We start from the raw sequence: 25,686 nt of genomic DNA, 5'->3' as shown, positions 1-25,686 counted from the left end.
AATGTGGTGCCTTTTTTAAAACTATAACCCTATTTATTTGAATAATTCAACAGGGAAAAGGATTACTTCCGGGATATAAGTGATAATTAAAAGTATTAATATCAGAATTGCAATTTGCGGAAACAAATATTTAAACATTTTCGGTACACCTATCTTTGCAATAGAAGAAGTAACAAACAAACATACTCCTAATGGTGGTGTGACCATACCGATTGTAAGGTTGACAGCTAAAATTATACCGAAATGTACTGGATCAATACCGCCAGCCAATATCAATGGTAGGAACAATGGTGTGAAAATAGAGACAGCACTGATCGTATCAATAAATGTACCTGCAAGTAACAAGACTAGATTAATAATAAGTAACAATAAAATCGGGTTCTCAGAAACATTCCCCATCATCTCAATTAATTGATTCGGGATTCGGTTGAAAGATAAGAACCAGATAAAAAGTGAAGCACTTCCGATCAAAAAGACAATCGCTGCCGTTGTCTTCGCTGTTTCAAGCATGATTGGCCATAGGTCTTTTAAAGAGATCTCTCTATATACGAACATCCCGATGATCAAGGCATAAACGACAGCTATGACACCAGATTCAGTTGGTGTGAATACCCCTGAAACAATCCCCCCGATGATGATTACCGGCATGATCAAAGCGAGTACAGCATCCTTAGCACCGATTGCCACCTCTTTTAATGTGGCTCTTCGATCACTCGAACGGTATCCTTCTTTTTTCCCTACGTAATAACTGTAAGCCATGAGACCAATACCCATTAACAAACCAGGAATGACCCCAGCTATGAATAGATCCCCGATAGAGACACTTGCGATTACTCCATATAAAATCAAGACGATACTTGGCGGGATGATTGGTCCGATTGTTGCCGATGTCGCCACTAAACTTGATGAAAACCTGACATCATATCCCTCTTTGTTCATAGCTGGAATCATCATGCCGCCAATCGCTGCAGCAGCAGCTATCGCCGTCCCAGTCAATGCAGAAAAGAATATGCTCGCAAGAACCACGACCATAGCTAAACCTCCTGGAAGTGGACCTACAAGTGTTTTTGAAAAATTGATCAAGCGCTTCGAAATACCACCCTTGGACATGATTTCGCCAGCCAAGATAAACAATGGTACAGCTACTAGAGTGAAGTTATTTACCCCGCTGAACACTTTTCTCGGAACATTGGTAAGCAGCCCTGGATCTGCGAGGAAAATCCCAAGAATAGAAATGAACCCTAGTGCGAAGGCAATCGGGATTCGTATGAGTATTAATAGAAACAATAGTACAACTAGCCAAATCATGTAAACACCTTCTTAATATGGTAATAGATCATAAATAGGGCACTCAGCGGTACGGCTAGATATACATAAGCTTTCTGTATAGGTAATATCCCAAGAATCTGCCCTGATGCAAAATTGTCCATCACCAGAAGATAACCGAAGTAAAGAAGGACCACGATTACGATCCCTACAACGATGAATTCAATAATCTCCATAATTTTAGATAAAAGTTTTGGAGCATTTTCCAGCATATCCACTGTCAGATGATCCCGATTTTTGATAGCTAGCGCGGCACCAAACAAGACACTATAGACAAAACTGATCATTAACGCTTCCTGCGACCAGCTCAGAGGCTGTTTCAATACATAACGAAATATGACTTGTAAAAAAGTGATCACTACAGTAGCTGACAAACAGATTGTAATGATGACTTCAAGCAGTTTCCCTAGAAAGGCATCTATTTTATTGAAGACCATACAGCCTCCCCCTTTCTTTAAAATAGGGGATCGACTCACAAGGACCTGACTGGAGTGCCGGGCACATTGTTCAAAAGAGTCATCCCCTACAGTAATTATTGTTTGATTTTATTGATCAAATCTTCAGGTACCTGTGAACTAACAGCGTCTTTTACGTTCTGGGTCGCTTCACGGAATGCATCACGATCTGGTTCAGTGAAGGTTACCCCATTCTCTTCAAGCTTATTTTGGATTTCCTGTGCTTTTTCAGCAAGTGTTTCTCGATGGTATTTGCTAGTTTCTGAAACTGCCTCTTGTACAAGCTTTTGTTGTTCTTCATCGAGCTTGTCCCAAGCACTATTACTCATGACGACGATTGCCGGAGAATAGGTGTGAGCAGTTAATGCTACATGTTTTTGTACCTCGTAAAACTTCATAGAGTCGATCGTAGGTAGTGGATTTTCTTGCCCATCTACCACACCTTGATCAAGTGCAGAATATAGTTCGTTAAAATCGACAGGAGTCGGACTTGCTCCTAAGGCTTTCATGTGAGATTCCCAAACCGGAGCCGGCTGCACTCGTATTTTCAGTCCTTTTACGTCTTCAGGTGTTTTGATTTCTTTTTTATTGTTCGTTAAATGTCTGAAACCTACTTCCCAATAGCCAAGCCCTTTCATATTGTGCTCATCAACTAGACTCAATAGCTCTTTTCCAACTTCACCATCCAATGTACTATAAACATGTTCTGTATCATTAAATAGATACGGGATTCCGAAAACATTCATTTCAGGAACTGTATTTGCAAAAGAACTATCTGCTGCGACAGTCGTCATATCTACAGAACCATCCATGACCTGTTCGATCACGTCTGCTTCACTTCCAAGCGTTGCGTTTCCATGGATTTCCACTTTTACAGAGCCGCCAGTCTTTTCTTCAACCAACTCTTTGAATTTTTCAGCTGCAATATTGTACTGATGAGAATCAGAACCTGAATGCGCGAGCTTGAGCGTTACACTATCACCTTCGCTTCCACCGCCGGAACAAGCTGTCGCAACGACAAGCAACAAGGCAAACAAGCTGACTGTCATTAATTTTTTAACCTTCATTGATCATTTCCTCCCCTTATAACTCTTTTTTATATAATTGAGGTACCCTGCTTGTGAAAATAGGTACATCAGTTCTAACCTTTTTAACCTTCTCTAAATCGAGCACAATCGATAGGGATTCTTCCTCTTCGACCCTACCTTCTATCAATACATCTCCCCACGGGTCAGTCACCATTGAGGTACCACTGAATTCGACACCGTCATAGGAGCCGATCCGATTACAGGACAGCACGTACATCTGGTTTTCAATAGCCCTTGCTTTTTGAAGGGTCATCCAGTGACTTCGGCGTGCTAATGGCCATTCTGCAACAATGAATAAGATTTGGGCGCCTTCGATGGCTAACGAACGGATAAGCTCAGGGAACCGCAAGTCATAACAAATGATGACGCCCATCTTGACACCATCAAGTTCAAAGACTTCCGCCGCTTTTTCTCCTCCAGTTAGGAAGTTTGGCTCATCCAGCATCGGTACAAGATGTACCTTATCGTACTGATAAACTTGCTCACCTTTACGGTTGAAAATGAAAGAAGAATTGTAGATTCTGCCCTTCACTTGATTCGCTACCGAACCCCCGATGATATTGATTTCATATTTAGCTGCCAATTCTTTCAAAAAGCTACACGTAGGTTCACCATCACGATCAGCTAACCCATCTAATTCATCCAAAGTATAAGCAGTCGTCCACATTTCTGGCAGGACAACCGTATCAGGTGCATTTTCATTCACTTCTTTCTCAATCCACGTCTTGACTTTTTGTCTGTTTCTTTCCGGGTCACCTGGGAAAATATCCATTTGGTATAGAGAAAACTTCATCCTTACACCCCCTTATCAATTAAATTATTGATCTCGTATTCAGCCGTTATTTGATCACCATTTGTAGGATCCGAGAATACCATTCTGAACTTGTCTCCGTATTTGAATCCATCCAATAATGGGACAGTCCCAGAAAATACGATGCTATTCTGGAGCGGAACATTTTTTTGAATCAAGTATTCTTTTATTTCTTCGTAAGGTAGGATCGCGTCAATCGTATCCTTTTGGTAGTCGACCCATTCACCATTCAAGTATATTTGTGAAGACAACTCTAACTGGTCCCAATGGCCTTTTACCGTTTCAAACGACCATGCTTTGGCAGCGAATGGTTTGTCACACACTTGTTTCGATTTATTGATGTCAACGGTCTCAAGTGAGCGGTCGGTGTGATCACTGCCAACTGTGACATAGACCTCATTTGAAGAATTACCGAATATCAATACGATCTCAGCTTCACCACTCGTTTTATCACCGATTACTTCAATGTTCTGCCTATGGCTTAAACTGCTTGTGCTGACTGGATATAGTGAAGGGACTTCTTCAGGTTCTGGGACGCCAATTTCAGCGAGTTCCTTTACATGCTCCCACGTTTTTTCTTTAATTCTCCCTGCATAACCGATACAATATGCTTTATTGATTTCAAGTTCCTTCATTTCGCCCTCAATTTCCACTATAAAAGGGTTACTTTTTTTCTTTTCATCTGTATAATTCATAATTCCCCCACCTGTTAACGCTTACATTGTTGTAATGATAAGCTTAGTTATTTTCAACGGATCTTACTGTTTCCCAAGTCTTTTCTAAGTGACCGATCATCAATTCTTTTGCTTTTGAAGCATCATGGGCTTCTAAAGCGTCGATGATTTCTTTATGTTCCCGGATGACTTCCTCCATTCGGCCTTCCTTCATCAAGGCAGTGTGACCGATCAACCGTGTAAGATTATAAACCTCTTTTAGAATTTGTTCTAACAGATTTTGGTCTGCAAACTCTAAGATTTTTCTATGGAAGAATTGGTCTAGTTCGATATAGTTGATACGATTATTAGCTGTCATGGCTTCTTCTTGACTATTGACAATTTCTCTAAGTAGTTGGATTTGTTCCTTAGTGACCACTGTAGCCAAATTCCTTAAACCTTCTGCCTCAATAGAACGGCGCAGGAAAATGATTTGGTCTTTTTCACTTTCCGTTATTTCCCTCACCTTGAAGCCTTTTCTGGGTATATGGACCAATAGCCCTTCTTTAAGCAACTCAGAAACAGCTTCTCTTATCGGTGTCCGTGATGTTTCTAACGTTTCAGCGAGTGATGTCTCCGTCAGCATCTCGTGCTTTGGAATCATACCTGTCAGAATCGCATTTTTGATTTGTTCGTAAACGATTTCCTTCGTCGTCTTTTTCTTTTTAACCGGTTTCATTTTAAAATTTTCCATAAAAAACCTCTCTAAATGTATAATGTATACATTGTACATAATACAGTATAATTTTCAGAAATGTCAATATTAACAGTAAACTACCTATTCGGTAATTTTAACCAAAAAGAAAACTGCCGATTAAATCGACAGTTCATTTAACAGATTTTATGCTGATCGGACATCCTTCTTCGGTTTTAAAGGTTCAGAAAGCTTACTTCCCCATTTCGTCGTCATCAGATAAGCATATTGGTAGATCGGGCTTTGGATGAACGTAATGACGAATGTGAAAATGAAGACAGGTCCGCCCAGCAGCCATCCCAATAGGAGCACAATGCTTTCAACCATGATACGGACCCGGCTGATCGACATTCCAAGTTTGTCGGATATCGAAAGCATGAAACCATCCCGTGGTCCAGCACCGATCCTTGCTCCCGAATACATCCCTCCTCCAATTCCCATCAGGACAATCCCCAGAATCAAGACAAGGACATCAGTAAAAATGGAAGATGATTTCGGAAAAATTTCGAGATAGAGGAACAAGTCGACCAGCGGCCCGACAGCTAAAGCATTCAGAAAAGTCCCAATGTTTATGTAGCTCCGATCCAAAAAGAAGGAGACGATGACAAGAAACAGCCCTACCAGAACAGCCCATGTCCCGATTGTAAGGCCGAATTTTTCAAATAAAGCGATGTTCAGTACATCCCATGGATGGACCCCCAAATGCTGCACTTGGATCGCTGTCGAAATCCCATAGCTGAAAATGATCAGCCCAAGGATAAAAAAAGGAGTTTGCACGCGGAGTTTCATATGTTGCGCCTTCTTTCAAAATATTAAGTTATTTCATTTTATTTTAAAATAGCGTTTAATACAATTGATTAGTATCAAAAAACCCCTTTTTAAAAAAGGGGTTGGATAGTTAAAAACACTATTTTACCAATTGATATGAGGTTGGGTAGGGTCAGGATCATTTTCTTCAAGGAATTCCTGTAAGCCTGAAAGATCATCACTATTAATCAAATCGACTCCTGTGTCCAATAGTTCCTTCCATACTGCTTTCCTTTCTTCCGAAGCGCTGTCTGGAGTTGCCCAGAATCGGACGATCTGCCCATTTTCATGAGCTGTGGAAACAATCCTTTCCAGCTTTTTCTTTTCATCTTCCGGCATCTCCCCTTCTCCAGTCCATGAGAAATGGTTATTCCAATTGTCGCTGATCACCGGCATGAACTTATTGCTGACATCGGAACCGAGATCGCTCATCCGTCCATCATACGTAGCATATCTGATTTTCTGTTCCTCCATTAAGCTACGGGGACGGTTTCCTGAAACGATCACGGTTACAGAACCAGGTTTTACGCCTGATGGTACAAATTTCGTAAGCATAGCCTGATAGTTATGAAGCTGTTCATGTAATTCACGGTATGTAGCTTCATCTTCAGATTTAATATCGATCCAGAGGAGGAAGTCTTGCTGGGAGCCTGGATAGACCGACCCTTGGTTATTCTTGACAGTCTCCATCAATGGGTCTAAATAAAGAGATTCCAATGTACGTCCTGGCTGGATCTCTTCTTCATCATGAGCAACAAAAAGGTCCCCATCTTTCAGCCATACATCGGCTTCCACACTGGTGAAACCATGATCCAATGCATCCAACAACGGTCGGTCGTGCCAGTAATCATTATGGGCGTGAGCTTTAGAAAGAGGCTGAATAGACGATTCTTCCTTTGAGGATTTTGCATCAACAGCCGCTACAGTTGAAAATATCATTAAAAAGGCTGTAACGACGAAGGTGAACGTTAAGAACCAATTTTTCATCATTTTTGACCTCCTATAGTTTGTTCGCATTTAATACTATAGGAGCCCGATTCAAATTCAATATTATTCTTAATACTTAACTAAACCTTTAAATCCAATTTACAACGTAATAATCAATGAAAAAGTTCTGCTAGCATAACAGCAGAACTTTTAAACGGAAGAAGATTTTTGGATGCTGAAACACGGTTTCCCGCATATTCAGCTCGTTACCAATATAGTTTGGCTCTTTACCAATATTTTCAAGTTCTTTACCAATAAATAAACAAAGTTATCCAATATTTGTGTAGAATTACACTTTTACCTTAAAAAAACTTACTCTTTGAGAATCTGATTCACCCGGTTCTGCATCGATAGAATTACGGTTCGCTTATACCTGGCGCCTAATAACAAAACTTTGATCTGCTGGTAGCGGGACAGTTTTTGAAAACGTGGTTCTTTTTTCAGGAATGCACGCACGATCGACCAGCTTTTCGGTGCCAGCGGAAAATCGTCCAATGGCTGCTTGTTTCGGATTCGTAAAATGATCGCTTTCACACACGATGGATCGCTGTCATCAACAATACAAGGGGCATAAACGTTCCGCGTCTGGTTTCGCAAGTGATCGTAGCGTTCCCTTCCACTCAAAAGGGTATAACTACCGTCTGCCCGGTTCCTCTTCACAACCAAGATATACATGCAATCCCACATCAGATACTGAAGTTTCTTGATATGTTCGGTGATTTTCACTGATAAATCTGGCTTTATCTTACTCAGCGGGATATACTGCACTGTGAATTTCATCTATACCCTCCCCCTGTCCCTGAGCTGGATTCATTTTACACATTATATGAAAGTATTGGGCGAATGTGACTGTGTCCATTCTTCATTATTCAATGGACAATCGGTACGTTCAACTATACAACCTGTCTACCTCCTGAATAAGATAATATAGTTTCCTTTGCAGTTCAGGAGGTGGTAAATTTGCAAAAGTATAACGTTAGGTTGAGCGGCAATAATCAAGTTCCAGTAGTGGATACAGACGCTTTCGGGGTGGCTAAGTTGGTTGCAAATAGTGATAAAACCAAAATCAGGTTCATTTTCAAAGTGGATGACATCCACAATTTCGTACAAGCACATATCCATTTCGGTGCTATCGGACAAAACGGCCAAGCGGCAGTCTTTTTAAAAGGAGATGAGCTTTCTTCATTTGAAGAGCAATCCAGTACAGGTATCCAAAAAGGGCTTATAGTGGGTATTATTACAGATAAAAATATTATTAGTAATGATGAAGGCATAGATAATGTAAGTGACTTGATCCTTCTTATGGATGAAGGGCTTACTTATATCAATGTATACACTGAACAAAATCCAGAGGGTGAAATCAGGGGACAAATCATTCCAGTACGAAAACGGCCGAGTTTCTAATATACCCTTCAAAAAACACCTCCAATTTATTAGAGGTGTTCTTCATTTTCATTATTTAAAAGTTTAAACTAAGAAGAACTGCCACCATATGTGTTGGACAGTCCTCAAGTCTAAGCATCTATTTGTTCAGGCTTATTTTTCTCAGTATTGTCAATCAGCGTTGTACCGACAAGATCTCCGGTTACATTCAATGCCGTACAGCCCATTCCAACGAGTGCATCGACAGCTGTCAATAACGCTACAACTTCCATTGGAAGACCGACCTGTGCAAACACTGTTGCAATCATGATAATGCCAGCGCCTGGAACACCTGCAGTACCGATCGAAGCTAACTTTCCGACGATCACTATCGCAAGCATATCCGTAAAACTTAGAGACATGCCAGTATAGTTAGCTGCAAAGACTGCAGATATGGCAATACGTATTACAGCCCCGTCCATGTTCACCGTCGCCCCCAATGGAAGACTAAAACTATAAAGGCCTTTTGAAAAAGTCCTAAATTCTTACCTGCATCAAGAGTCAAAGGAAGTGTCCCAGAACTGCTTTGCGTGGCAAAAGCGGTTATCATCGGCGTACGTGCGTATTTGAAAAATTCAATAGGATTCGTTTTGAAGAGCACCAGTAAAAGCAGGTAGATCCCGACTTGAACGAATAATGCGATATAAAGGACCACAATCATGTTCCCTAAAGACAAGATCGTCTCAAGACCTTGCTTACCGATTGTTTCGGCTAGAATCGCAAAAATACCGATTGGAACGTAATACAGGATGACCTTCAAGATTTTAAACGTTGCTTCATTCAATGCTTGAATCACTTTATAGACATGTTCACCTAACTCGGCATGCTGCTCCGAGTTCCTCAATCCGGATCGCAAGACCGAATGCAAGGGCAGTGAAGATGATCCCAAGTAAATTCAATTCATGGAAAGCGCTGATAATATTCCTCGGAACAATGTTCAAAAGGACATTGATGACACCGGGGTTTCTCTGGCACTTCCACCGTTTCATCTGTTTCAAGTGAAAGACCCGCTCCAGGTTCAAAAATCCATCCAACAGTCAAGCCTACGATTATTGCGACAGCTGAAGTTACTACATAATAAAGGAATACCTTCGAACCCATCCGCCCCAGATGACGTGATCGAGTCATGTTCACACCGACGATCAAGGTAAATAAAACAAGAGGAATGATAAGAAATTGAAGCAGACGAAGCAACAGTTCACCTAGTGGTGCCAAGACTGCTGATTGTTCACCAAAAAGAATACCAGTAAAAATCCCAAGAATTAGTGCGACGGTAATCATGATAATTAAAGAGGTATTCAAGTAACCCCGTATCAGTCTTTTCATTTGAATTCTCCCTCCCTACAAGTCATATTAAACTCATACAATTAGTAGGGATTAAGGTGCATGATATCTTCTATCATGTCAAGGAAACAGCTTGTTCAGGGTCCATAAGTCATCCATTCAGCTGGACCAACGTTTCCAACACATGATCGATCAATGCAGGGATATCCTGGATTTGATCTTCGTTGATTTTACGATTGAACCCCACTTCAATCTTGTTCATAAACTTGGTCTGATCAGGGCTATAATCGAAGGAAATCGTCTGAGTGAGCGGGCGTTGATCCCAGATGGTTTGCATGATCTGTTCGATTTGTCCGCAATCGTTCTGCACATCTTCTATTTCCTTATAAAAGCGGATCAATAGTGTGCAGCCTGGATTTTCCCCTGAAGAATCCATGATTTCCGCCGATAAATCTTCGAGTGACGATGCTAAGAAAATTTCTGCTGTGACATCCTGTTGATCGGAAAGGATGAACTGAAGGCTGAAGGCTCTGGACATCGAGGCCATCTCCATTTTATCTGTCCGATTGCTGACTGTTACTTCTCCGCTCATATTATCGAGGTCATATACATAGTTTTCAAAGGCCACTTTTAAATTATCAAAAATAGTAGGATCATTCATTGCCATTCCACTCTTTCTACACTTAGAGAAGTTTTTATACATCTTACCACTTTTTGGTTATTTTCATTCGTTATGATAAATACCAAAATAAAAGGACTGCCCTATTCTGACAGTCCTTTTATACATTTTTGTTCAGTTGAGCTTCTTTTGATCCTTACTTCGTATTGTAATTGTGTAAGAATCACCTTTCACCTTATCCTTCATTTCTTCCGAGTTCAGGAAATCCTCGATGACTTTTTCCATCTCTTCGCCGTATTCCTTAGCATCTGGGTCCGTGCTTTTGACCGAAGATTTGAAGATGATCTCGGGGGCAGGGTGTACGGAATAGGCTAACCCTGTAATTTTATAAACCTTTTTACCTAGCAGGTCTTCCCCAACGAGATGAAGTATATTTGCCCATCTGGCTTCTTGTTCTCTTTTTTCGAGATCGACCTTCTTGATCTCAACAGGATATGTCTCGATGTCATTCGTTTTGACCACATTACTGATCAATGCTTCAATCTTATCAAGTTGTGCCTCAGACTCTGTATCTGGGACCTCAACCAGTATTCCTCGATCAAATTTGTTATTGGTGATACTCAATGTAAGAATGTCATATCCCTGATTTTCCAATTCGTCATTGATCTTCTTGTGCAAGAACTCATTTTCTTCTAGTCTTTTTTGGTCTTTTTCACTCATTTTCATAAATTCTTCATTTACTTCGGCCCGGCTCACTTTTACTGTATAGGCATCATAGTTCCTGGAACCAAGGATATGGTAGGCTGTCTTTTCAACTTCTTCTTTTATCTCGTTGAAATATTCTTCAGAGCCTTTGATCCGAATACTAATCTCTTTTCCATCCTGATATGATACCCCGACTCCTGAGATTGGATAATCCATTTTTTCCAATTCTTCAGCAATGTCACTGACAACAAGATCGGATTCAAATATCTGGCCTAAGTATGGAAGCTTCGAGGCCATCTTCGCCATGACAGGTGAGACGAAAGCTGAAGCGATGAACAACCCGACGAATAAGACGACAGCAGTGCAAACATAAGTTGCTTTTTTAGAGAACCATCCGTTTTTGGCCCGCTTATTCACTCCCTGGCTGTTATTCAGTTCGGCTTTCGCATTTTCAACCCCCATTTTCGCCCGATTATGTAGTTCTTTCGGGATTTTGATCTTCTCTAATTCATGCTTCAATTTATTGTTCATATACATCATCCTTTTGGACTTTTTTTCGGAGTTTATCCAGCCCCCGATATAAAACGGATTTCACTGTACCTAAAGGTGATTCGACAATATCAGCTATCTCGTTCAACTTGTAACCGTAGTAGTATTTCAGCAGCACGATCTGTTTTTCGTTTTCATTCAGGGTCTCAATCAATTCCTGCAAGGAGATCGACAGCGGAATATCTTCGTCTTTTGAGCGGATGTTATCTGTGTATTTTGGATTCAGATGAATGACCTTCTGTTGTTTCCTTAACAGATCGATCGCGCAACTTATCGTGATTTTAATCAGCCATGTTTTGAAAAACTCGGGGTTTTTCAACGTGTTGATTTTCTTGAAAGACCGATACGCTGTTTCTTGCACGACATCCAGAGCATCATCCTGATTTTTGACATACAGATATGCTGTTCGATAGATATCTATCTCGTATTTCTGGAATAGTTCCAAGAAAGCTTGATCATCGCCTTTCTTCGCTTCATTTACCAGCTCGATAATTTGACTCACCCTCTTTTCTATTTGGTTTTCATTCATTAGACGACCGGATCGGCAATTTGGCTTAATTTTTTTATCTGAAATAAATTCCATCAGGAAACTGTAATAATTGAAAAAAGTAAAAAAACCTGATCCATAAAAACGAATCAGGCATAGGATAAACCCTATCATGTCTATTAAAAGAGGCGGTTGTGTCAGGCAAAGCTGACAAATTTTACTGTTCGGCAATCAAATGTCACAATGCCGTTCGTAGTCGTATCTAGCCCTGTTACACAACAAGTCTTCTTATCAAAGCACAAAAACGTCAGAGTAATTGTGGATCCGCCGCCAAAAGAAACAGTCACTGTCGTACCTGGTCTTAAATCACAGAAAGTTTCACAAGTACAAAAATGTGAACTGAAACAAGAGTTGGAACATGAACTATGAGAACATGAGCAAGACTTCTTAAGTGAATGGCGGCAAGAGCTAGAAAAAGACTGAGAACATGAACAACTCATATTCGTATTCCCTCCTTTCTATGGGGGAATACTATATTCTATTAATCTAGCAACCGAAAAGTATAGACACGTTTACTAGATTTAAAAGATTTGGTGCCAGGCACGAAAATTCTCCCCTTCTGCCCTAAAGGTTTTCAGAAGGTGCCAGGCACCGAAGCGGAACCATTGGAGCTGTTGTGATTTGAAACAGTGCCAGGCACCGAAGCGGAACCCTTGGGGCTGTTGGGATTTGAAACAGTGCCTGGCACCGAAACGGAACCGTTGGCGCCGTTGGGGTTTGAAACGGTGCCAGGCACCGTCACCAGTAGAACAATACAGAGGTCATGATGACGATGAACCATAAGAGCGAGGCGGGGATCCCCACTTTAAGCAGGTCTGTTTCAGAAAAATAGCCGTAAGAATGACTGATCAGATGGACCGGTGATTGGGTGATCAGCAAGAACCCTGGCACCCCGGTCAGAAATACGGCCATGGCGACAACTAATGGTGAAAAATCCGGGATATCCTGGCCAATTGTAATCGCTAGTGGAATCATGATACTCAAAAACCCGAGGATATTGACAAAGATGATCCTCAACAGGATGGTACAGATGATCAACACAAAAACGACCAACAGTGGTGATTGGCTGGATAATGTGCCCAAGAGCTGATCCGAAATCCATTTGATCGCTCCTGTCTTGATCAACATTCCGGATACCATCAGGGTGCTAGCAAAAAACAGCATCATGTCCCAATCGATCGACTTCCTCGCCGTTTCCCAGTTCCAAACCCCGACAACTGGCAGGATGGTCAGTGTTGCACTCAACAAACCGATCAGTGAAATAGAGTACCCGTGCCAGCTATGTGTTGCCCATAACAGGATCGTCATCGCCATGATCCCCATCACTTTTTTCTCTGGTAGACTGATTCTCCCGAGCTCCCCGATTTTTTCATCCAATAAGCGCATCAATAGTTTTCGATCGATATTTTCTGGCGGGAATAGATACATAAACAACAGCCACAAAAGCAGGACAAAAATGAAAATAGGAGGAATGAAATAATAGAGCCACTTGACGTAATTGAGATCAGGAGAAACTTCCGAAAAGAGACCGAACGTGTAGATCGTCGAGCTTGCCCCGGTCGCAACCACAGCCCCGGAAATCGCAACCAAATACGCGATCCCGATGAATAGCGATTTTGCCAGTTTTTCAGTCTGCCGGATCTTATCCAAACTTTGTACTAAACGATCAAGGACGGAGGATACTAGGCTCCCTTTCCCTACATTCGAAGGGATAAGCATCGACAAAACGAACATCAAAATGAAAGAAAATAAGATCAATAGCCTGCCTGACCCGCCGGACAATTTGAGCATCTTCAGAGATACCCGGCTTGCAAGCCCCGTACTAATGAACGCCCGCGAAATGATGAATGTGGAAAAGAGCAGCCAGACGATGTCCGTGCTGAAATAGGCGAGCGTCTCTTCATAACTGAAAAAATGTAAAGAGAGAATCAAGATTAATAGAATCGAACTGAACGCAAGCGGGAACACCCTGCCGATCCACAGCATCTGGATGATGACTAATGTGATGGCAGCCTGAACTTTGATATCCCAATGAAAAAAAGGCAAGAAAAAGACCAAGTATAAAATCAGTGATAGTGAACCTACGAGGACCTTCTTATCCATGTAAAGACTCCTTGAAGTCGAAAAGCCACCAGATCGAGGTGGCTTCCCATCATTTCGTTACTTGCGAATGAGACGGCTATATTTTGCGGCAGATTCACCCGCCAATTTTCCAAACACAGCGCCCGACATCAAGCCTGAACCACCAGGATAGTTTTCATAAAAGATGCCTCCGACCATTTCTCCTGCAGCGAACAGCCCATCTAAAGTTCCGTCGCTCTTACGTAAAACTTCTCCTTCTGGACTGACACGCAATCCACCGAATGAGAATGTGATGCCACATGTAACTGGGAATGCATAAAACGGTCCTTTCTCGATCGGCAAAGCCCAGTTCGTTTTCGGAGGATTGATTCCTTCCGTTCCTTTTCCGTCTTTTACAGTAGGATTGTAGTCGCCAGGTCGAACTGCTTCATTATACTTTTCAATCGTTTTTAAAAATTGTGCCTTATCGACGGGCAGCTGGTCGACAAGATCTTCGAGGCGGTCCGCTTGGTAAAAGGTCGCTTCTTCAAGGTCGTATTCTTTTCGAAGCATCGGACGTACCTGCGAATCATAAATCTGATAGGCGACATGGTCCGGCTGCTTCAGAATTTCCCTGCCGTATTTCGCATACGTATAGTTCCGGAAATCCGCCCCTTCGTCGACAAAACGCTTTCCATCTTTATTCAGCATAATACTGAGCGGATATGAATGCTTTTTATAAATATCACCAGGTTTTGTAAAATCCCCGACCTTTGGGGCGTTCGCGTCTGTACCGATCGAATGGCACCCTGCCCAATTGCCGAACTTCTCGGCACCGACGTCTAATGCCATGGAAAGGCCTTCACCCGTGTTATATTCTGTTCCGCGAACGATTGCTGCTTCCCATTCGTCTCCCATCTGTTCAGAGCGTATTTGCTTATTCGCTTCAAAACTCCCGCAGGCAAGGACAACACTAGATGCATTGACTTCCAGGGATTGACCATCCTTCTCTACGACAACACCTGCTACCCGATCTTCTTCCTTCTTAAGCTCTTTTGCAGCTGATTCATACCAGATCTCGATGCCAAGTTCTTCGACTCGGTTAAAAAGGCTCGTCATCAAGCCGATCCCTTTGTTCTCGGTCTTGACTGGAAGTCCTCCCCAGAAATGGAACTTGCCTTCTTTTTCAAAGGACTGATTGCCATAGTTCAATTCGAACTTGACGCCATGGCCCTTCATCCACTTGATCGTTTCATACGAACGGTTGACCAGCTGATCGGCTAGATCCGGATCGCTTTTACCGCTGTTTACCCGCATCAAATCTTCATAGTAGGCTGAAGGCGAATATTCTGGCATGACGATTTTTTCTGCTTGTTCATCTGTGACATCCGGCATCAGTTTTAAAATATCCTCGAGATCATTGTAAGCGAATCGGATCGCTCCATCAGTGAAGTAAGAATTACCACCTCGCTTATGTTCAGGCGCTTTTTCTAAAACCAATACGCTAGCCCCGCCTTCACGAGCGGAAATAGCCGCACACAATGCGGCATTCCCCGAACCCACGACAACGACATCGTAATTTTGACTATACGTTTTTTGATCAGACATTCGGTTTCCTCCTCTATTTAATGAATAACTCTATAACGTACTGGATTGATCAATGTTATCCGATTTCTTCTTTTTGAAGGCTTTGATGACAAGCGGGTAAAAAAGAGAGATCAGCGTCAGGACGACCAAGCCGATACTAACTGGTGTCGCAACAAAAATATCAAGACTTCCATTCGAAGACAGAAGCGCTTTCCGGAAGTTCTGTTCCATTTCCGACCCTACGATCAAAGCCAGAACGAGTGGTGCGATCGGGAAATCGAACACCTTCATGAAAAGCCCGAACACACCGAAAATGAGCAATAAGAAAAAGTCGATCACATTATAGCTGAGTGTATAGGTACCGATAAAAGCCAAAAGGACAATAATTGGGTACAATACTTTTGCCGGTGTATCGAGAATCTTGATCAATAACCCGACCAGCAGGATATTGACGATGACTAAAGCAATATTCCCAAGGAACATACTGTTGATCAAAGTCCAGGCGATTTCAGGCTGGTTTTCAAACAACAGCGGACCAGGCCTCAGCCCCAGCATGATAAGAGCACCGAGCATGACGGCTGTCGTTCCTGAGCCAGGAATCCCCATAGTAAGCAACGGAATCATCGCTCCTACTGAAGCCGCATTGTTCGCAGATTCTGGTGCAGCTAAGCCTTCCACTGCCCCATCACCGAACTCCTCTGGTTTCTTGGAAATTTGTTTTTCAGTCGAATAACTGATCATCGATGCGATCGAGCCGCCTGCCCCTGGCAATACGCCGATGATGAATCCGAGCGGTCCGCTGCGCAGGATCGGCCATTTCGATCTTTTCCATTGTTCCTTCGTGAACCAGATCTTCCCGACTTTTTTCTTTTCTTTTTTCTCATGATCAATCGTAAGGAAGTTGTAGAGCACCTCACCGATTGCATACACCCCGATAATGACGATCAGGAAATCGATCCCGTCACTCAAGTGAGGCACACCCATCGTAAAACGGTAAACCCCTGTTTGTGTATCGATGCCGACCGTGCTGAGCAGTAGCCCAAGCAGCATCGCGATGAATCCTTTCACCATCCTCCCGAGTGAAAGCGAAACGATCGCGGACAATGTGAGTATCATCAATAGAAAGTACTCTGCCGGACCGAACTTCAAGGCAAAATCTGCAAGCGGTTTCGCAAGGAAAATGAACCCGATGACCGCCATGATCCCGCCAATGAAGGATGCGACCGCTGATATCGCTAACGCTTGCCCAGCCTGTCCTTTCCTCGCCATCGGATAACCGTCGAATGTGGCAGCGATCGCGGATCCATCACCTGGTGTATTCAAGAGAATCGAACTACGCGAGCCTCCATACATTGCACCATAATAAATCGCAGCCATCAGGATGATTGCGCTGACTGGTTCCATCCCGAAAGTGACAGGGATCAGTACGGCCACTGCAGTCGCCGGTCCCAACCCGGGGAGCATGCCGACGATCGTACCTAATATACCGCCGATGATCACCCACATGATGTTGATCGGTTCCAAAGATGTCATAAAACCATTGATGAAGCTGTTTATATCCATACGGTCACCTCCTAAGGTAAACTCACTCCGAGTAATTCACTGAATGCGTACCAAGTAATGAAGGAAAAGCAGAGAGAAACGATGATGTTCGCCTTCCACTTTTTCACACCATTAAGGAAAAATAATAAGGCCCCTAAAAACAGGATTGTCGCAATAAGGAAGCCGGTCTGTTCAAAAATGAACGCGTATCCGATTCCGAGGAGGACTGTCACGAAAATCAGTTTCGGTGTCCTCCCAGCAATCAACAGCCTGATATTTTCATCCTCCTTTTGGAGGTTCTTCAGCTCTTGAAAAAGATATCCAATACAGAAAATCAGCATCAGAACACTGAGCCCGATCGGAAAATAAAGAGGACCATTCGGATTCCCCAGATTCGCTTTCGGCACATTGAACGATGCAATCAAGAAGATGCCGCTTATGATAAGCAATACGATTGGAAAAGCTAGTTTGATAGCCTTCATGGAAATCGCTCCTTTCCTTAAAAATCAGGTGTTGACCCTGATCTGAGCATAGAGTCAACACCTTTTTTAGGCTGGTTTGGCCGTAGCCGAACCGATATCGCCGATAATTTTAATAATCGCTGATATATCTCAATAATCGTGATATATCTCAATTATCCGCCGATAAAACGTTCACTTCCGCCGATCACCAGAGCCTCTTAATTCACGAGGCCTGAATCATTGACGAGTTTTTCATACAACTCGTGCTGTTCTTGCATGAATTTCTTCGATTCTTCGCTGTCTTTATAAAAATCTTCCCAGTTGTTGTTTTCCAAGAGTTTTTGCCAATCTTCGGTCTCGACCATCTTTTTGATTTTTTCATCCCAATACGCGATCTCTTCTTCAGTCATATCCGGAGGTCCCATGATTCCGCGCCAGTGAGGGAAAACCATGTCTACGCCTTCCTCTGTCCAAGTTGGAACATCATCAAGATCTTCAAGTCTTTCTTCAGAGGAAACAGCCAAGATTTTCAGTTTTCCAGCAAGGTGTTGATCTTTCACTTCAGAAAGTGAAGTTGTAACCGCATCGACATGGCCACCTAATAAGGCTGTTACGACATCTCCTCCACCTTCATAGACAAGGAAATTGAGCTGCGCCGGATCCACTCCGTATTCACTAGCTGCTTGTACAATGGATAAATGGTCATCGTTTCCGAGTCCTGGACCTACTCCGATCTTGACCGACTTTGGATCGGATTTTAACTGTTCCATCAATTCAGAAGCAGATTCATATTCCGAGTTAACTGGTACTGCTAGCGCCTGCCACTCTGTAGCGAGCGTAGCGATCGGCGTGAACTCCTCATAGCTCAGGTCACTCTGTCCAAGCAATTCATTGGTTAAAACTAAGCTCGAATTGATCGCCAAATGGTGAGAGTCTTTGGACTTCAAATACTTCCATCCAGTTTCCCCTCCACCGCCAGGCTTATTGACGACATTGATGTTTTTGTCGACTAAATCATTATCCCGCAATGCTTTTTGGACCGAACGTGCTGTCAGATCCCATCCGCCACCTGGTGAAGCAGGCGCAATCAGTTCAAGATTCTTGGCCGGAAACTCTTTATTCGCCCCTGAACTACCTAACGAACAAGCTGATAAAAGTAAAACAACGAGCAATAATACCGATAGCTTTTTCATACGTGATACACCCCTAAGAGAAAGATTTATTATAGACATCCTACCTTTTGAAATTTTCAATGTAAACGTTTCCAAAATATTGTTTTTTAAAAATTTAAACAACTTTTTGTTCATTTTGTTCACGGAATACCTAGTTATTCGATAACGTATGGATTTTTTGCCTCACAAAATCCTACTAATTGGTTTTTCCAGGTTGAAGAAATTTGGATGCTCCTATTGCTCTGTTCATTGAATATCCTAGAAATTTCGGATAAAATCCTAGAAATTTTGCACGTAATTCTGGAATTTTCAATAACAATCCTGGAAAATGGCAACCAAAAACCCAGCGCCGCTGTTTCCATGCTAAAATTTATAATAAGAAAAACCCTGCATAAGTGGGCACAGAATGTCGGATGGGTACATTCAACTCCTGCTAATCTATTGATGAAGGAGGTCATATCAATGGATTTGATGAAAAATTTCAACAGTGCAATTGCCTATATCGAGGAAAACCTAACGGACGAAATCGACTTTAAAGAAGTTGCAAGACGTGCCTATTGCTCGGAATATCATTTCAAAAGGATGTTTTCCTTCCTTTCAGGGATCACTCTCTCAGAATATATCCGCCGCAGGCGCCTTACTCTTGCCGCATTCGAGCTAAGAGAAAGCAATGTAAAAGTGATCGATATCGCCATTAAATATGGGTACAACTCACCAGATTCTTTTGCAAGAGCCTTTCAAAACCTACATGGTCTAACACCCTCAGCAGCCAGAAATAATGGCCATTCACTCAAATCCTTTCCACGTATGACCATCCAGTTATCGATTAAAGGAGGAACTGAAATGAACTACCGAATTGAAGAGAAAGATGCGTTTCGAATAGTTGGCATCAAAAAGAGAGTATCCATTATTTTCCATGGCGTCAATCCAGAGATTGCCTCAATGTGGAAAACATTAAATGACGAAAAGATAAATAATCTCAAGAAACTTTCAGATGTTAAGCCTTTGGGACTGATTCAAGCGTCTACGAACTTTTCTGAAGGACGAATGGAGGAAAAGGGGGAACTTGATCATTATATAGGTGCGGCAACAACGAAAAAATGCCCCGATAATCTGGCACAATTACAAGTTCCTGCCTCGACATGGGCTATATTCGAATCGATCGGCCCATTCCCTGAAACTCTTCAAGATATTTGGGGACGCATTTATTCGGAATGGTTCCCATCTTCCAACTATGAACAAAAAGAAGGTCCAGAAATACTGTGGAATGCAGATAAAGATGTTTCCTCTCCAACTTTTAAAAGTGAAATATGGATACCTGTTTTAAAGAAGTAAACTTGAAAAGAGCTGTTCATGCAGCTCTTTTTGTGATGAATCAACCTAGCTGATCAAAAAAACCATATAGCACACTTTCTGGTTTTGATTTACACTTTAAGCTGAAGACAAATAATATGGTGATGCGGTTGTTTAAACTATTATTAATTGAAGATGATGTAACGTTGTATGAAGAGATCAAGGATCGGCTGGCTCAGTGGTCCTATGAGGTGTATGGGATTACAGATTTCAATGATGTGTTGCAAGAATTTACAAAGATAAAGCCTCATTTAGTAATCATTGATATCCAATTGCCGAAATTCGATGGCTTTCATTGGTGCCGTATGATCCGGTCCCATTCAAAGGTTCCGATCATATTTCTATCATCACGCGATCATCCTACTGATATGGTCATGTCCATGCAGCTGGGTGCTGATGATTTCATCCAGAAACCTTTTCATTTTGACGTGCTTATTGCAAAAATACAAGCGATTTTGCGTCGCGTTTATAACTATAATACGGAACAGGTCACCCTTAAAACGTGGTGCGGTGCAACGGTTGACTATGAGAAGAATAAAGTAAGCAAAGAGGCAGGATCGATCGAATTGACAAAGAATGAGATGTTTATTTTAAAGCTGCTGATCGAACAAAAAAATAAAGTTGTAAGCCGAGAAAAGTTAATCAACAGTTTATGGGATGATAAACGTTATATAAGCGATAACACCTTGACAGTCAATGTAAACCGTTTGCGGAAACGCCTGGATGAGATTGGATTAGGCCATTTCATCGGAACGAAAGTTGGACAGGGGTACATTGCAACTGAAGAGGAAAATCCATATGCTTAAGACCTATTTAAAAGAAAGGAGCAGCTGGATTCTTCTATTTGTATCGCTGCAACTCCTTGTTCTTTTCATCGCCTATATCGATGCGGCGATCCCAGTCGGATCCATCATTTATATCGTCTTTTTATCGATCCTTCTCTTTTCTATTTTCCTGATCATTCGCTTTAAGAAGGAAACGATATTTTATAAAGCTTTAGAAGAACGGGAAAACCATTTTGATACCACTGATATCCCGAATGCATCCAGTCCTTTTGAAAGAATCATCGAAAAAAGCATGACAGACCAGGCAGAACTGCTGAAAAAAGCAGCTTCAGAAAATCGAATGGCGTTGGAACAAGAGAAGGATGAATTATTATCTTGGATCCATGAAGTCAAAACACCATTGACAGCCATGCATTTGATGATAGAGCGCCTGGAGGATCAGTCATTGAAAGCTCACCTGACTTATGAATGGCTTCGTATCCATTTGCTGCTCGATCGACAGCTCCATCAAAAACGCATCCCTTTTATTGAAAATGATCTATTCATCGAGCAGTTAGAATTGGAACCGTTAATTTTCAATGAAATCAAGACGATACAAACATGGTGTATTCAAAAAGGGCTAGGATTTGAGATCGAATTAGAAGAAACGAAAGTGCTCAGCGATACAAAATGGCTGTCTTTCATCCTCAGACAACTGTTGACGAACGCTGTCAAATATAGCGAGGCATCTGAAATCCTTATCTACAGCTATCATCAAGAAGGGCAAACGATCCTGCAGGTGAAAGATTTCGGTCGAGGAATCGATCCAAAGGATCTGCCCCGGATATTTGATAAAGGGTTTACTTCTACGAAACATCATCATGATCGTGGATCGACAGGCATGGGGTTGTACCTTGCTAAAAAAGTGGCAGACCCTTTATTGATCGATATTCAAGTAGACTCGCAGCTCGGATCAGGATCAACCTTCACTTTAACGTTTCCGAAAAGAAATGAATTCGTGAACATCTTAGGGTGTGACAAATATGTCACATGCTTTTGTCATTTGTTAGGGTAATCGAAGGAAAAAGAGGCTGCTCCTTTTTATAATAAGGTCTATCAAATCAAAGGAGTTTTGAGAAATGAATATTTTAGAAGCATCCAAACTGCGTAAAAGCTACGGAAATAAATTTAATAAACAGGAAGTATTGAAAGGGGTAGACCTCAGTATAAAAAAAGGGGAATTCATCAGTATCATGGGGGCATCGGGTTCAGGAAAAACAACGTTGCTCAATGTGCTCTCCTCTATTGATAAGGCTAGTGAAGGTACAATTACAATCGAAAGCAAAGATATGACGTCGATGAAGGAAAAGCAATTAGCTGAATTCCGAAAGAGTCATTTAGGCTTCATCTTTCAAGAATATAATTTATTAGACACCCTGACAGTGAAAGAAAATATCCTATTGCCATTATCGATCACAAAAACATCTAAAAAAGACGCTGATCAAAAGTTTCATGCCATTGCTTCGGAATTGGATATCTATGAGATCAAAGATAAATATCCAAATGAGATATCTGGCGGCCAAAAACAGCGTACTTCAGCAGCCAGGGCTTTCATCCATGATCCAAGCATTATTTTTGAAGATGAACCTACGGGTGCCCTTGATTCAAAATCCGCTTCCGATCTATTGAATAAATTGAGCGAATTGAATCGTCACAGACATGCGACCATCATGATGGTCACACACGATCCTATCGCAGCAAGCTTTTGCAGTAGGGTCATCTTCATTAAAGATGGTCAAATCTATACTCAGTTGAATAAAGGAGATCAGGACCGACAGACTTTTTTCCAGGATATCATCAAGACCCAAGGAGTATTGGGCGGGGTGCAATATGAGCATTAATCAAATCATATTGCGGAACTTGAAGAAGAACCTGGCTCATTATTACCTGTATGTATTTGCCTTGATTTTTAGTGTAGGCCTGTATTTCGCCTTTGTCACATTACAATATGACCCCGCTATGGACGAAACGAAAGGTTCTATTAAAGGAGGAGCTGCATTACGTGCTGCTTCCATACTTCTTGTCGGAATCGTCACCATATTCCTTCTATATGCCAATAACCTTTTCATCAAGCGACGGAGTAAAGAGATCGGCCTATTTCAACTGATTGGAATGACCAAGAATAAGATATTTCGCATCATAAGTGCCGAAAACATGATCCTTTACTTCGGATCATTGATTATCGGAATCTTCTTAGGGTTCTCCGTTTCGAAGTTAATCATGATGATCTTATTTAAAACGATCGGGATCGAAGAGATTGCGACCCTGCATTTTTCTCATCAGGCTTTCAGCCAGACGCTCATTGTATTTACGCTTATTTATGGTTTGATCATGCTCATGAACTATGTGTTTATTAAAAGACAAAGTATACTATCCTTGTTCAGAGTGACTTCATCCACTGAAGGTAAAGTGAAGAAATTGTCTGTATTTGAGATGATCCTCGGATTGATCGGAATGGTGCTGATCATTTCAGGCTACTATATCTCCTCGAAACTGTTTGGCGGAGACTTTTCAACGATGACCGAACTATTCCTGGCCATGACCATGATTCTTGCTTTTGTCATCATCGGGACATACCTTTTTTATAAAGGGTCTGTACGTCTCATCTCTAATATGATCAGAAAAAAGAAAGATGGTTATTTGAATATCAATGACGTATTATCGCTTTCATCCATCATGTTCCGGATGAAATCAAACGCCTTATTGTTAACCGTCATCACCACTGTATCAGCATTAGCGATCGGTTTATTGTCTTTAAGTTATATTTCCTATTACTCAGCGGAAAAAACAGCAGAAAACTATGTGCCTTCCGACTTTACGCTTACGGACCTGCAAGATGCAAAGGAATTTACAGAGGCGCTGGAAGCGAATGATATCAAGTATAGTGAACAAATGATTGATGTCATCCAGGTAGATGTGAACATCAAGAAAATCCTGGATACCGATCTAGACTTGAACTTTGATCCGAATAGGATGACTCTGCCGGTGATAGCTGACGAGGCCATGGGAACGGTCGATGTATCTGCTGATGAAACGGTATTTACTGGTTATAATGATCTGATGCAGAAATTCATGACCTTGAAGGATTCCGGGCATATCGAACTGGAAGGACAAAATCAAACCATCTCCCAAAAGTATTCTGGATTGAGAAAGGATTATCCGGTTTCAGCCTATTTTTCGAATGGTGGATTGCCTGTTGTGATTGTTGACGAAACCGTATTTGAGACACTGAAGAATGATCTGAATCCTGACATTCAAAAAGAGTCATCGGTCTAAATCGGAATTGATATTACAGAGGAAAATCATGTCAAGAAAGCCAATGAGATTTATAAGGAAACAAATGTGAATGAAAACCATGCAAACAGCTCACGTATTGAAACAAGCAGCAATCAAAAAATGAACATGGGGTTGATCATGTTCATCGTTGGATTCTTAGGGCTTACTTTTCTGATCACATCCGGATGTGTTCTTTATTTCAAACAAATGGATGAGGGTGAAAGTGAAAAGGCAGATTATACGATTCTAAGGAAGCTTGGTTTTACACAAGGGGACTTGCTGAAAGGGATCCAGCTGAAACAGATTTATAATTTCGGGATCCCGTTGCTTATAGGGCTGCTTCATAGCTACTTTGCCGTACAATCAGGATGGTTTTTATTCGGTACAGAGCTATGGACCCCCATGATCATCGTGATGGTCCTATATACCATCCTATACTCTATATTCGGTATATTATCCGTACTCTATTATAAGAAAGTGATTAAAGAAGCACTATGATAAGTGGCTAAACTAGATCGTTAGTATTATTTACATCTCCATCCAATACCTTTATACTTTAACGCATAAAATCCTTAAAACCTCCCCTTTTTTCTAGGCAGTGATCCCCTTCACTGTCTCTTTTTTTGTTCTTTTGTTTCCAATACGTGCTGGCATGCATACTCCTTCAGCAACCAATCATCTCATAATCTATCCTCTCGTATAATACCTTCGTTCAGGGCGGCCGACGATTCCATAAACCTGTTCGACTGTTGCTTGTTCGATCCCGACCAGATACTCGAGATAACGCCTTGCCGTAGTCCGGGATGCACCCATGATCTCCCCAGCCTTTTCAGAAGTGATGCCTTCTTTGTTGTCTTCCAAGAGCTGTTTCACCTTTTTCAATGTCATCGTATCAATACCAGGCGGGAGGTTCGACTTCTCAGGCTCTTTGATTCCTTGACCAAAAACACGATCCAGCAAGGACTGGTCTACTTCTGCTGTATCCCACAGCATTTCTTTCTTCTTTTTATATTGATTGATCGCTTCTTTAAATCGTTCTATTGTTATCGGCTTGATCAGGTAATGGTGCACCCCATAGCGGATCGCCTTTTCAAGGAATGCTTTCTCTTTAGCCGCTGTTATCAACATGATATCGACTTCCGGATGTTCCTCTCTGATTTTATGCAATAGGTCGGTACCTAATTGATCTGGCATATAGACATCGAGCAGAAGCAGATCCACCTGGTTCTCACTCAATAACTGCATTGTTTCCCCGGCGTTCAACGCTTTGCCGACCAATTTCATATCATCAACCGCTGACAGATATTCTTCGTGTATTTGGGCTACACGGTAATCATCTTCTGCAATTACAACCTTAAACATGAACCACTCACCTTCCCTCATATCGTTTCAGCTTTATCTTC

Annotated in this window: 28 protein-coding genes and 1 pseudogene; 7 read left to right on the top strand and 22 right to left on the bottom strand. The window is 41.8% G+C overall.

Features of this window, described 5'->3' with window-relative positions; all coding sequences use genetic code 11:
• Window positions 1-33: 33 nt before the first annotated feature.
• From ACJROX_RS02845 to ACJROX_RS02805, 9 genes are all read right to left on the bottom strand, one after another.
• Window positions 34-1,308 (bottom strand): TRAP transporter large permease, encoded by a 1,275-nt coding sequence (locus ACJROX_RS02845; RefSeq protein WP_408009271.1) that lies wholly within the window; start codon window positions 1,306-1,308, stop codon window positions 34-36.
• The gene (locus ACJROX_RS02840) at window positions 1,305-1,763 is read right to left on the bottom strand and encodes a TRAP transporter small permease (RefSeq protein ID WP_408009270.1); all 459 of its coding nucleotides are present in this window, start codon (window positions 1,761-1,763) and stop codon (window positions 1,305-1,307) included. The genes ACJROX_RS02845 and ACJROX_RS02840 overlap by 4 nt, the downstream gene beginning before the upstream one ends.
• Window positions 1,764-1,858: 95 nt before the next feature.
• Complete coding sequence (locus ACJROX_RS02835; RefSeq protein ID WP_408009269.1) at window positions 1,859-2,848, bottom strand: TRAP transporter substrate-binding protein; 990 nt, start codon at window positions 2,846-2,848, stop codon at window positions 1,859-1,861.
• Between the two features lie 16 nt (window positions 2,849-2,864).
• Entirely contained in the window at window positions 2,865-3,662 is a 798-nt protein-coding gene (locus tag ACJROX_RS02830) for a carbon-nitrogen family hydrolase (RefSeq protein ID WP_408009268.1), read from the bottom strand.
• A 2-nt stretch (window positions 3,663-3,664) separates the two neighbouring features.
• The gene (locus tag ACJROX_RS02825) at window positions 3,665-4,375 is read right to left on the bottom strand and encodes a DUF2848 family protein (protein WP_408009267.1); all 711 of its coding nucleotides are present in this window, start codon (window positions 4,373-4,375) and stop codon (window positions 3,665-3,667) included.
• Between the two features lie 43 nt (window positions 4,376-4,418).
• Entirely contained in the window at window positions 4,419-5,087 is a 669-nt protein-coding gene (locus ACJROX_RS02820; RefSeq protein WP_408009266.1) for a GntR family transcriptional regulator, read from the bottom strand.
• Between the two features lie 147 nt (window positions 5,088-5,234).
• The gene (locus ACJROX_RS02815; protein WP_408009265.1) at window positions 5,235-5,876 is read right to left on the bottom strand and encodes a YczE/YyaS/YitT family protein; all 642 of its coding nucleotides are present in this window, start codon (window positions 5,874-5,876) and stop codon (window positions 5,235-5,237) included.
• A gap of 123 nt (window positions 5,877-5,999) precedes the next feature.
• Window positions 6,000-6,881, bottom strand: a complete 882-nt coding sequence (locus ACJROX_RS02810) for a phosphatidylinositol-specific phospholipase C/glycerophosphodiester phosphodiesterase family protein (RefSeq protein ID WP_408009264.1) — start codon at window positions 6,879-6,881, stop codon at window positions 6,000-6,002.
• Window positions 6,882-7,193: 312 nt separating this feature from the next.
• Complete coding sequence (locus tag ACJROX_RS02805) at window positions 7,194-7,661, bottom strand: hypothetical protein (protein ID WP_408009263.1); 468 nt, start codon at window positions 7,659-7,661, stop codon at window positions 7,194-7,196.
• A gap of 171 nt (window positions 7,662-7,832) precedes the next feature.
• Between ACJROX_RS02805 and ACJROX_RS02800 the strand changes: the two genes are divergently transcribed.
• Window positions 7,833-8,285, top strand: a complete 453-nt coding sequence (locus ACJROX_RS02800; protein WP_408009262.1) for a CHRD domain-containing protein — start codon at window positions 7,833-7,835, stop codon at window positions 8,283-8,285.
• Between the two features lie 110 nt (window positions 8,286-8,395).
• Here ACJROX_RS02800 and ACJROX_RS02795 read toward each other — a convergent pair whose 3' ends face one another.
• From ACJROX_RS02795 to ACJROX_RS02765, 7 genes are all read right to left on the bottom strand, one after another.
• Complete coding sequence (locus tag ACJROX_RS02795; RefSeq protein ID WP_408011560.1) at window positions 8,396-8,725, bottom strand: dicarboxylate/amino acid:cation symporter; 330 nt, start codon at window positions 8,723-8,725, stop codon at window positions 8,396-8,398.
• A gap of 2 nt (window positions 8,726-8,727) precedes the next feature.
• Entirely contained in the window at window positions 8,728-9,159 is a 432-nt protein-coding gene (locus ACJROX_RS02790; RefSeq protein ID WP_408009261.1) for a dicarboxylate/amino acid:cation symporter, read from the bottom strand.
• Window positions 9,113-9,244, bottom strand: coding sequence for a hypothetical protein (locus tag ACJROX_RS02785; RefSeq protein WP_408009260.1), 132 nt, complete (start codon window positions 9,242-9,244; stop codon window positions 9,113-9,115). Before ACJROX_RS02785 ends, ACJROX_RS02790 begins: the two co-directional genes overlap by 47 nt.
• A complete protein-coding gene (locus tag ACJROX_RS02780; protein WP_408009259.1) occupies window positions 9,204-9,629 on the bottom strand; it encodes a cation:dicarboxylate symporter family transporter in 426 nt (141 codons plus the stop codon). The genes ACJROX_RS02785 and ACJROX_RS02780 overlap by 41 nt, the downstream gene beginning before the upstream one ends.
• Before the next feature lie 109 nt (window positions 9,630-9,738).
• Entirely contained in the window at window positions 9,739-10,254 is a 516-nt protein-coding gene (locus ACJROX_RS02775) for a hypothetical protein (RefSeq protein ID WP_408009258.1), read from the bottom strand.
• A 126-nt stretch (window positions 10,255-10,380) separates the two neighbouring features.
• Complete coding sequence (locus tag ACJROX_RS02770) at window positions 10,381-11,442, bottom strand: DUF4030 domain-containing protein (protein WP_408009257.1); 1,062 nt, start codon at window positions 11,440-11,442, stop codon at window positions 10,381-10,383.
• Entirely contained in the window at window positions 11,432-11,989 is a 558-nt protein-coding gene (locus ACJROX_RS02765) for a sigma-70 family RNA polymerase sigma factor (protein ID WP_408009256.1), read from the bottom strand. The genes ACJROX_RS02770 and ACJROX_RS02765 overlap by 11 nt, the downstream gene beginning before the upstream one ends.
• Before the next feature lie 201 nt (window positions 11,990-12,190).
• On the opposite strand from ACJROX_RS02765, the gene ACJROX_RS02760 reads away from it, so the two are divergent.
• The gene (locus ACJROX_RS02760) at window positions 12,191-12,376 is read left to right on the top strand and encodes a hypothetical protein (protein WP_408009255.1); all 186 of its coding nucleotides are present in this window, start codon (window positions 12,191-12,193) and stop codon (window positions 12,374-12,376) included.
• A gap of 369 nt (window positions 12,377-12,745) precedes the next feature.
• Here the strand turns inward: ACJROX_RS02760 and ACJROX_RS02755 are convergent, their stop codons facing one another.
• From ACJROX_RS02755 to ACJROX_RS02735, 5 genes are all read right to left on the bottom strand, one after another.
• Complete coding sequence (locus ACJROX_RS02755) at window positions 12,746-14,110, bottom strand: SLC13 family permease (RefSeq protein ID WP_408009254.1); 1,365 nt, start codon at window positions 14,108-14,110, stop codon at window positions 12,746-12,748.
• Between the two features lie 57 nt (window positions 14,111-14,167).
• On the bottom strand, window positions 14,168-15,676 hold the full coding sequence (gene tcuA / locus ACJROX_RS02750; RefSeq protein WP_408009253.1) for an FAD-dependent tricarballylate dehydrogenase TcuA: 1,509 nt from the start codon (window positions 15,674-15,676) through the stop codon (window positions 14,168-14,170).
• 30 nt (window positions 15,677-15,706) lie between these two features.
• Window positions 15,707-17,218 carry a tripartite tricarboxylate transporter permease gene (locus tag ACJROX_RS02745; protein ID WP_408009252.1) on the bottom strand — a complete coding sequence of 504 codons (1,512 nt, stop codon included), beginning with the start codon at window positions 17,216-17,218 and terminating at the stop codon, window positions 15,707-15,709.
• Between the two features lie 11 nt (window positions 17,219-17,229).
• A complete protein-coding gene (locus tag ACJROX_RS02740; RefSeq protein WP_408009251.1) occupies window positions 17,230-17,679 on the bottom strand; it encodes a tripartite tricarboxylate transporter TctB family protein in 450 nt (149 codons plus the stop codon).
• Between the two features lie 197 nt (window positions 17,680-17,876).
• Window positions 17,877-18,851 (bottom strand): tripartite tricarboxylate transporter substrate binding protein, encoded by a 975-nt coding sequence (locus tag ACJROX_RS02735; protein WP_408009250.1) that lies wholly within the window; start codon window positions 18,849-18,851, stop codon window positions 17,877-17,879.
• A 441-nt stretch (window positions 18,852-19,292) separates the two neighbouring features.
• Between ACJROX_RS02735 and ACJROX_RS02730 the strand changes: the two genes are divergently transcribed.
• The 5 genes and pseudogenes from ACJROX_RS02730 (at window position 19,293) to ACJROX_RS02710 (ending at window position 24,781) form a co-directional block, all read left to right on the top strand.
• Entirely contained in the window at window positions 19,293-20,165 is an 873-nt protein-coding gene (locus ACJROX_RS02730) for a GyrI-like domain-containing protein (RefSeq protein WP_408009249.1), read from the top strand.
• Window positions 20,166-20,293: 128 nt separating this feature from the next.
• The gene (locus tag ACJROX_RS02725) at window positions 20,294-20,989 is read left to right on the top strand and encodes a response regulator (RefSeq protein WP_408009248.1); all 696 of its coding nucleotides are present in this window, start codon (window positions 20,294-20,296) and stop codon (window positions 20,987-20,989) included.
• Window positions 20,982-22,022, top strand: a complete 1,041-nt coding sequence (locus ACJROX_RS02720; protein ID WP_408009247.1) for a sensor histidine kinase — start codon at window positions 20,982-20,984, stop codon at window positions 22,020-22,022. Before ACJROX_RS02725 ends, ACJROX_RS02720 begins: the two co-directional genes overlap by 8 nt.
• A gap of 64 nt (window positions 22,023-22,086) precedes the next feature.
• Window positions 22,087-22,848 carry an ABC transporter ATP-binding protein gene (locus ACJROX_RS02715; RefSeq protein ID WP_408009246.1) on the top strand — a complete coding sequence of 254 codons (762 nt, stop codon included), beginning with the start codon at window positions 22,087-22,089 and terminating at the stop codon, window positions 22,846-22,848.
• Window positions 22,838-24,781 (top strand): annotated as a pseudogene (locus ACJROX_RS02710) (FtsX-like permease family protein). Before ACJROX_RS02715 ends, ACJROX_RS02710 begins: the two are co-directional and overlap by 11 nt.
• A gap of 189 nt (window positions 24,782-24,970) precedes the next feature.
• Here ACJROX_RS02710 and ACJROX_RS02705 read toward each other — a convergent pair.
• Complete coding sequence (locus ACJROX_RS02705; RefSeq protein ID WP_408009245.1) at window positions 24,971-25,645, bottom strand: response regulator; 675 nt, start codon at window positions 25,643-25,645, stop codon at window positions 24,971-24,973.
• Window positions 25,646-25,686: the final 41 nt, after the last annotated feature.

It is taken from the genome of Pseudalkalibacillus sp. A8, assembly GCF_045920555.1.
Classification (GTDB): Bacteria; Bacillota; Bacilli; order Bacillales; family Fictibacillaceae; genus Pseudalkalibacillus.
Note: the sequence above shows the minus strand (reverse complement) of the source record. Positions and strands in the feature narration are given on the sequence as shown.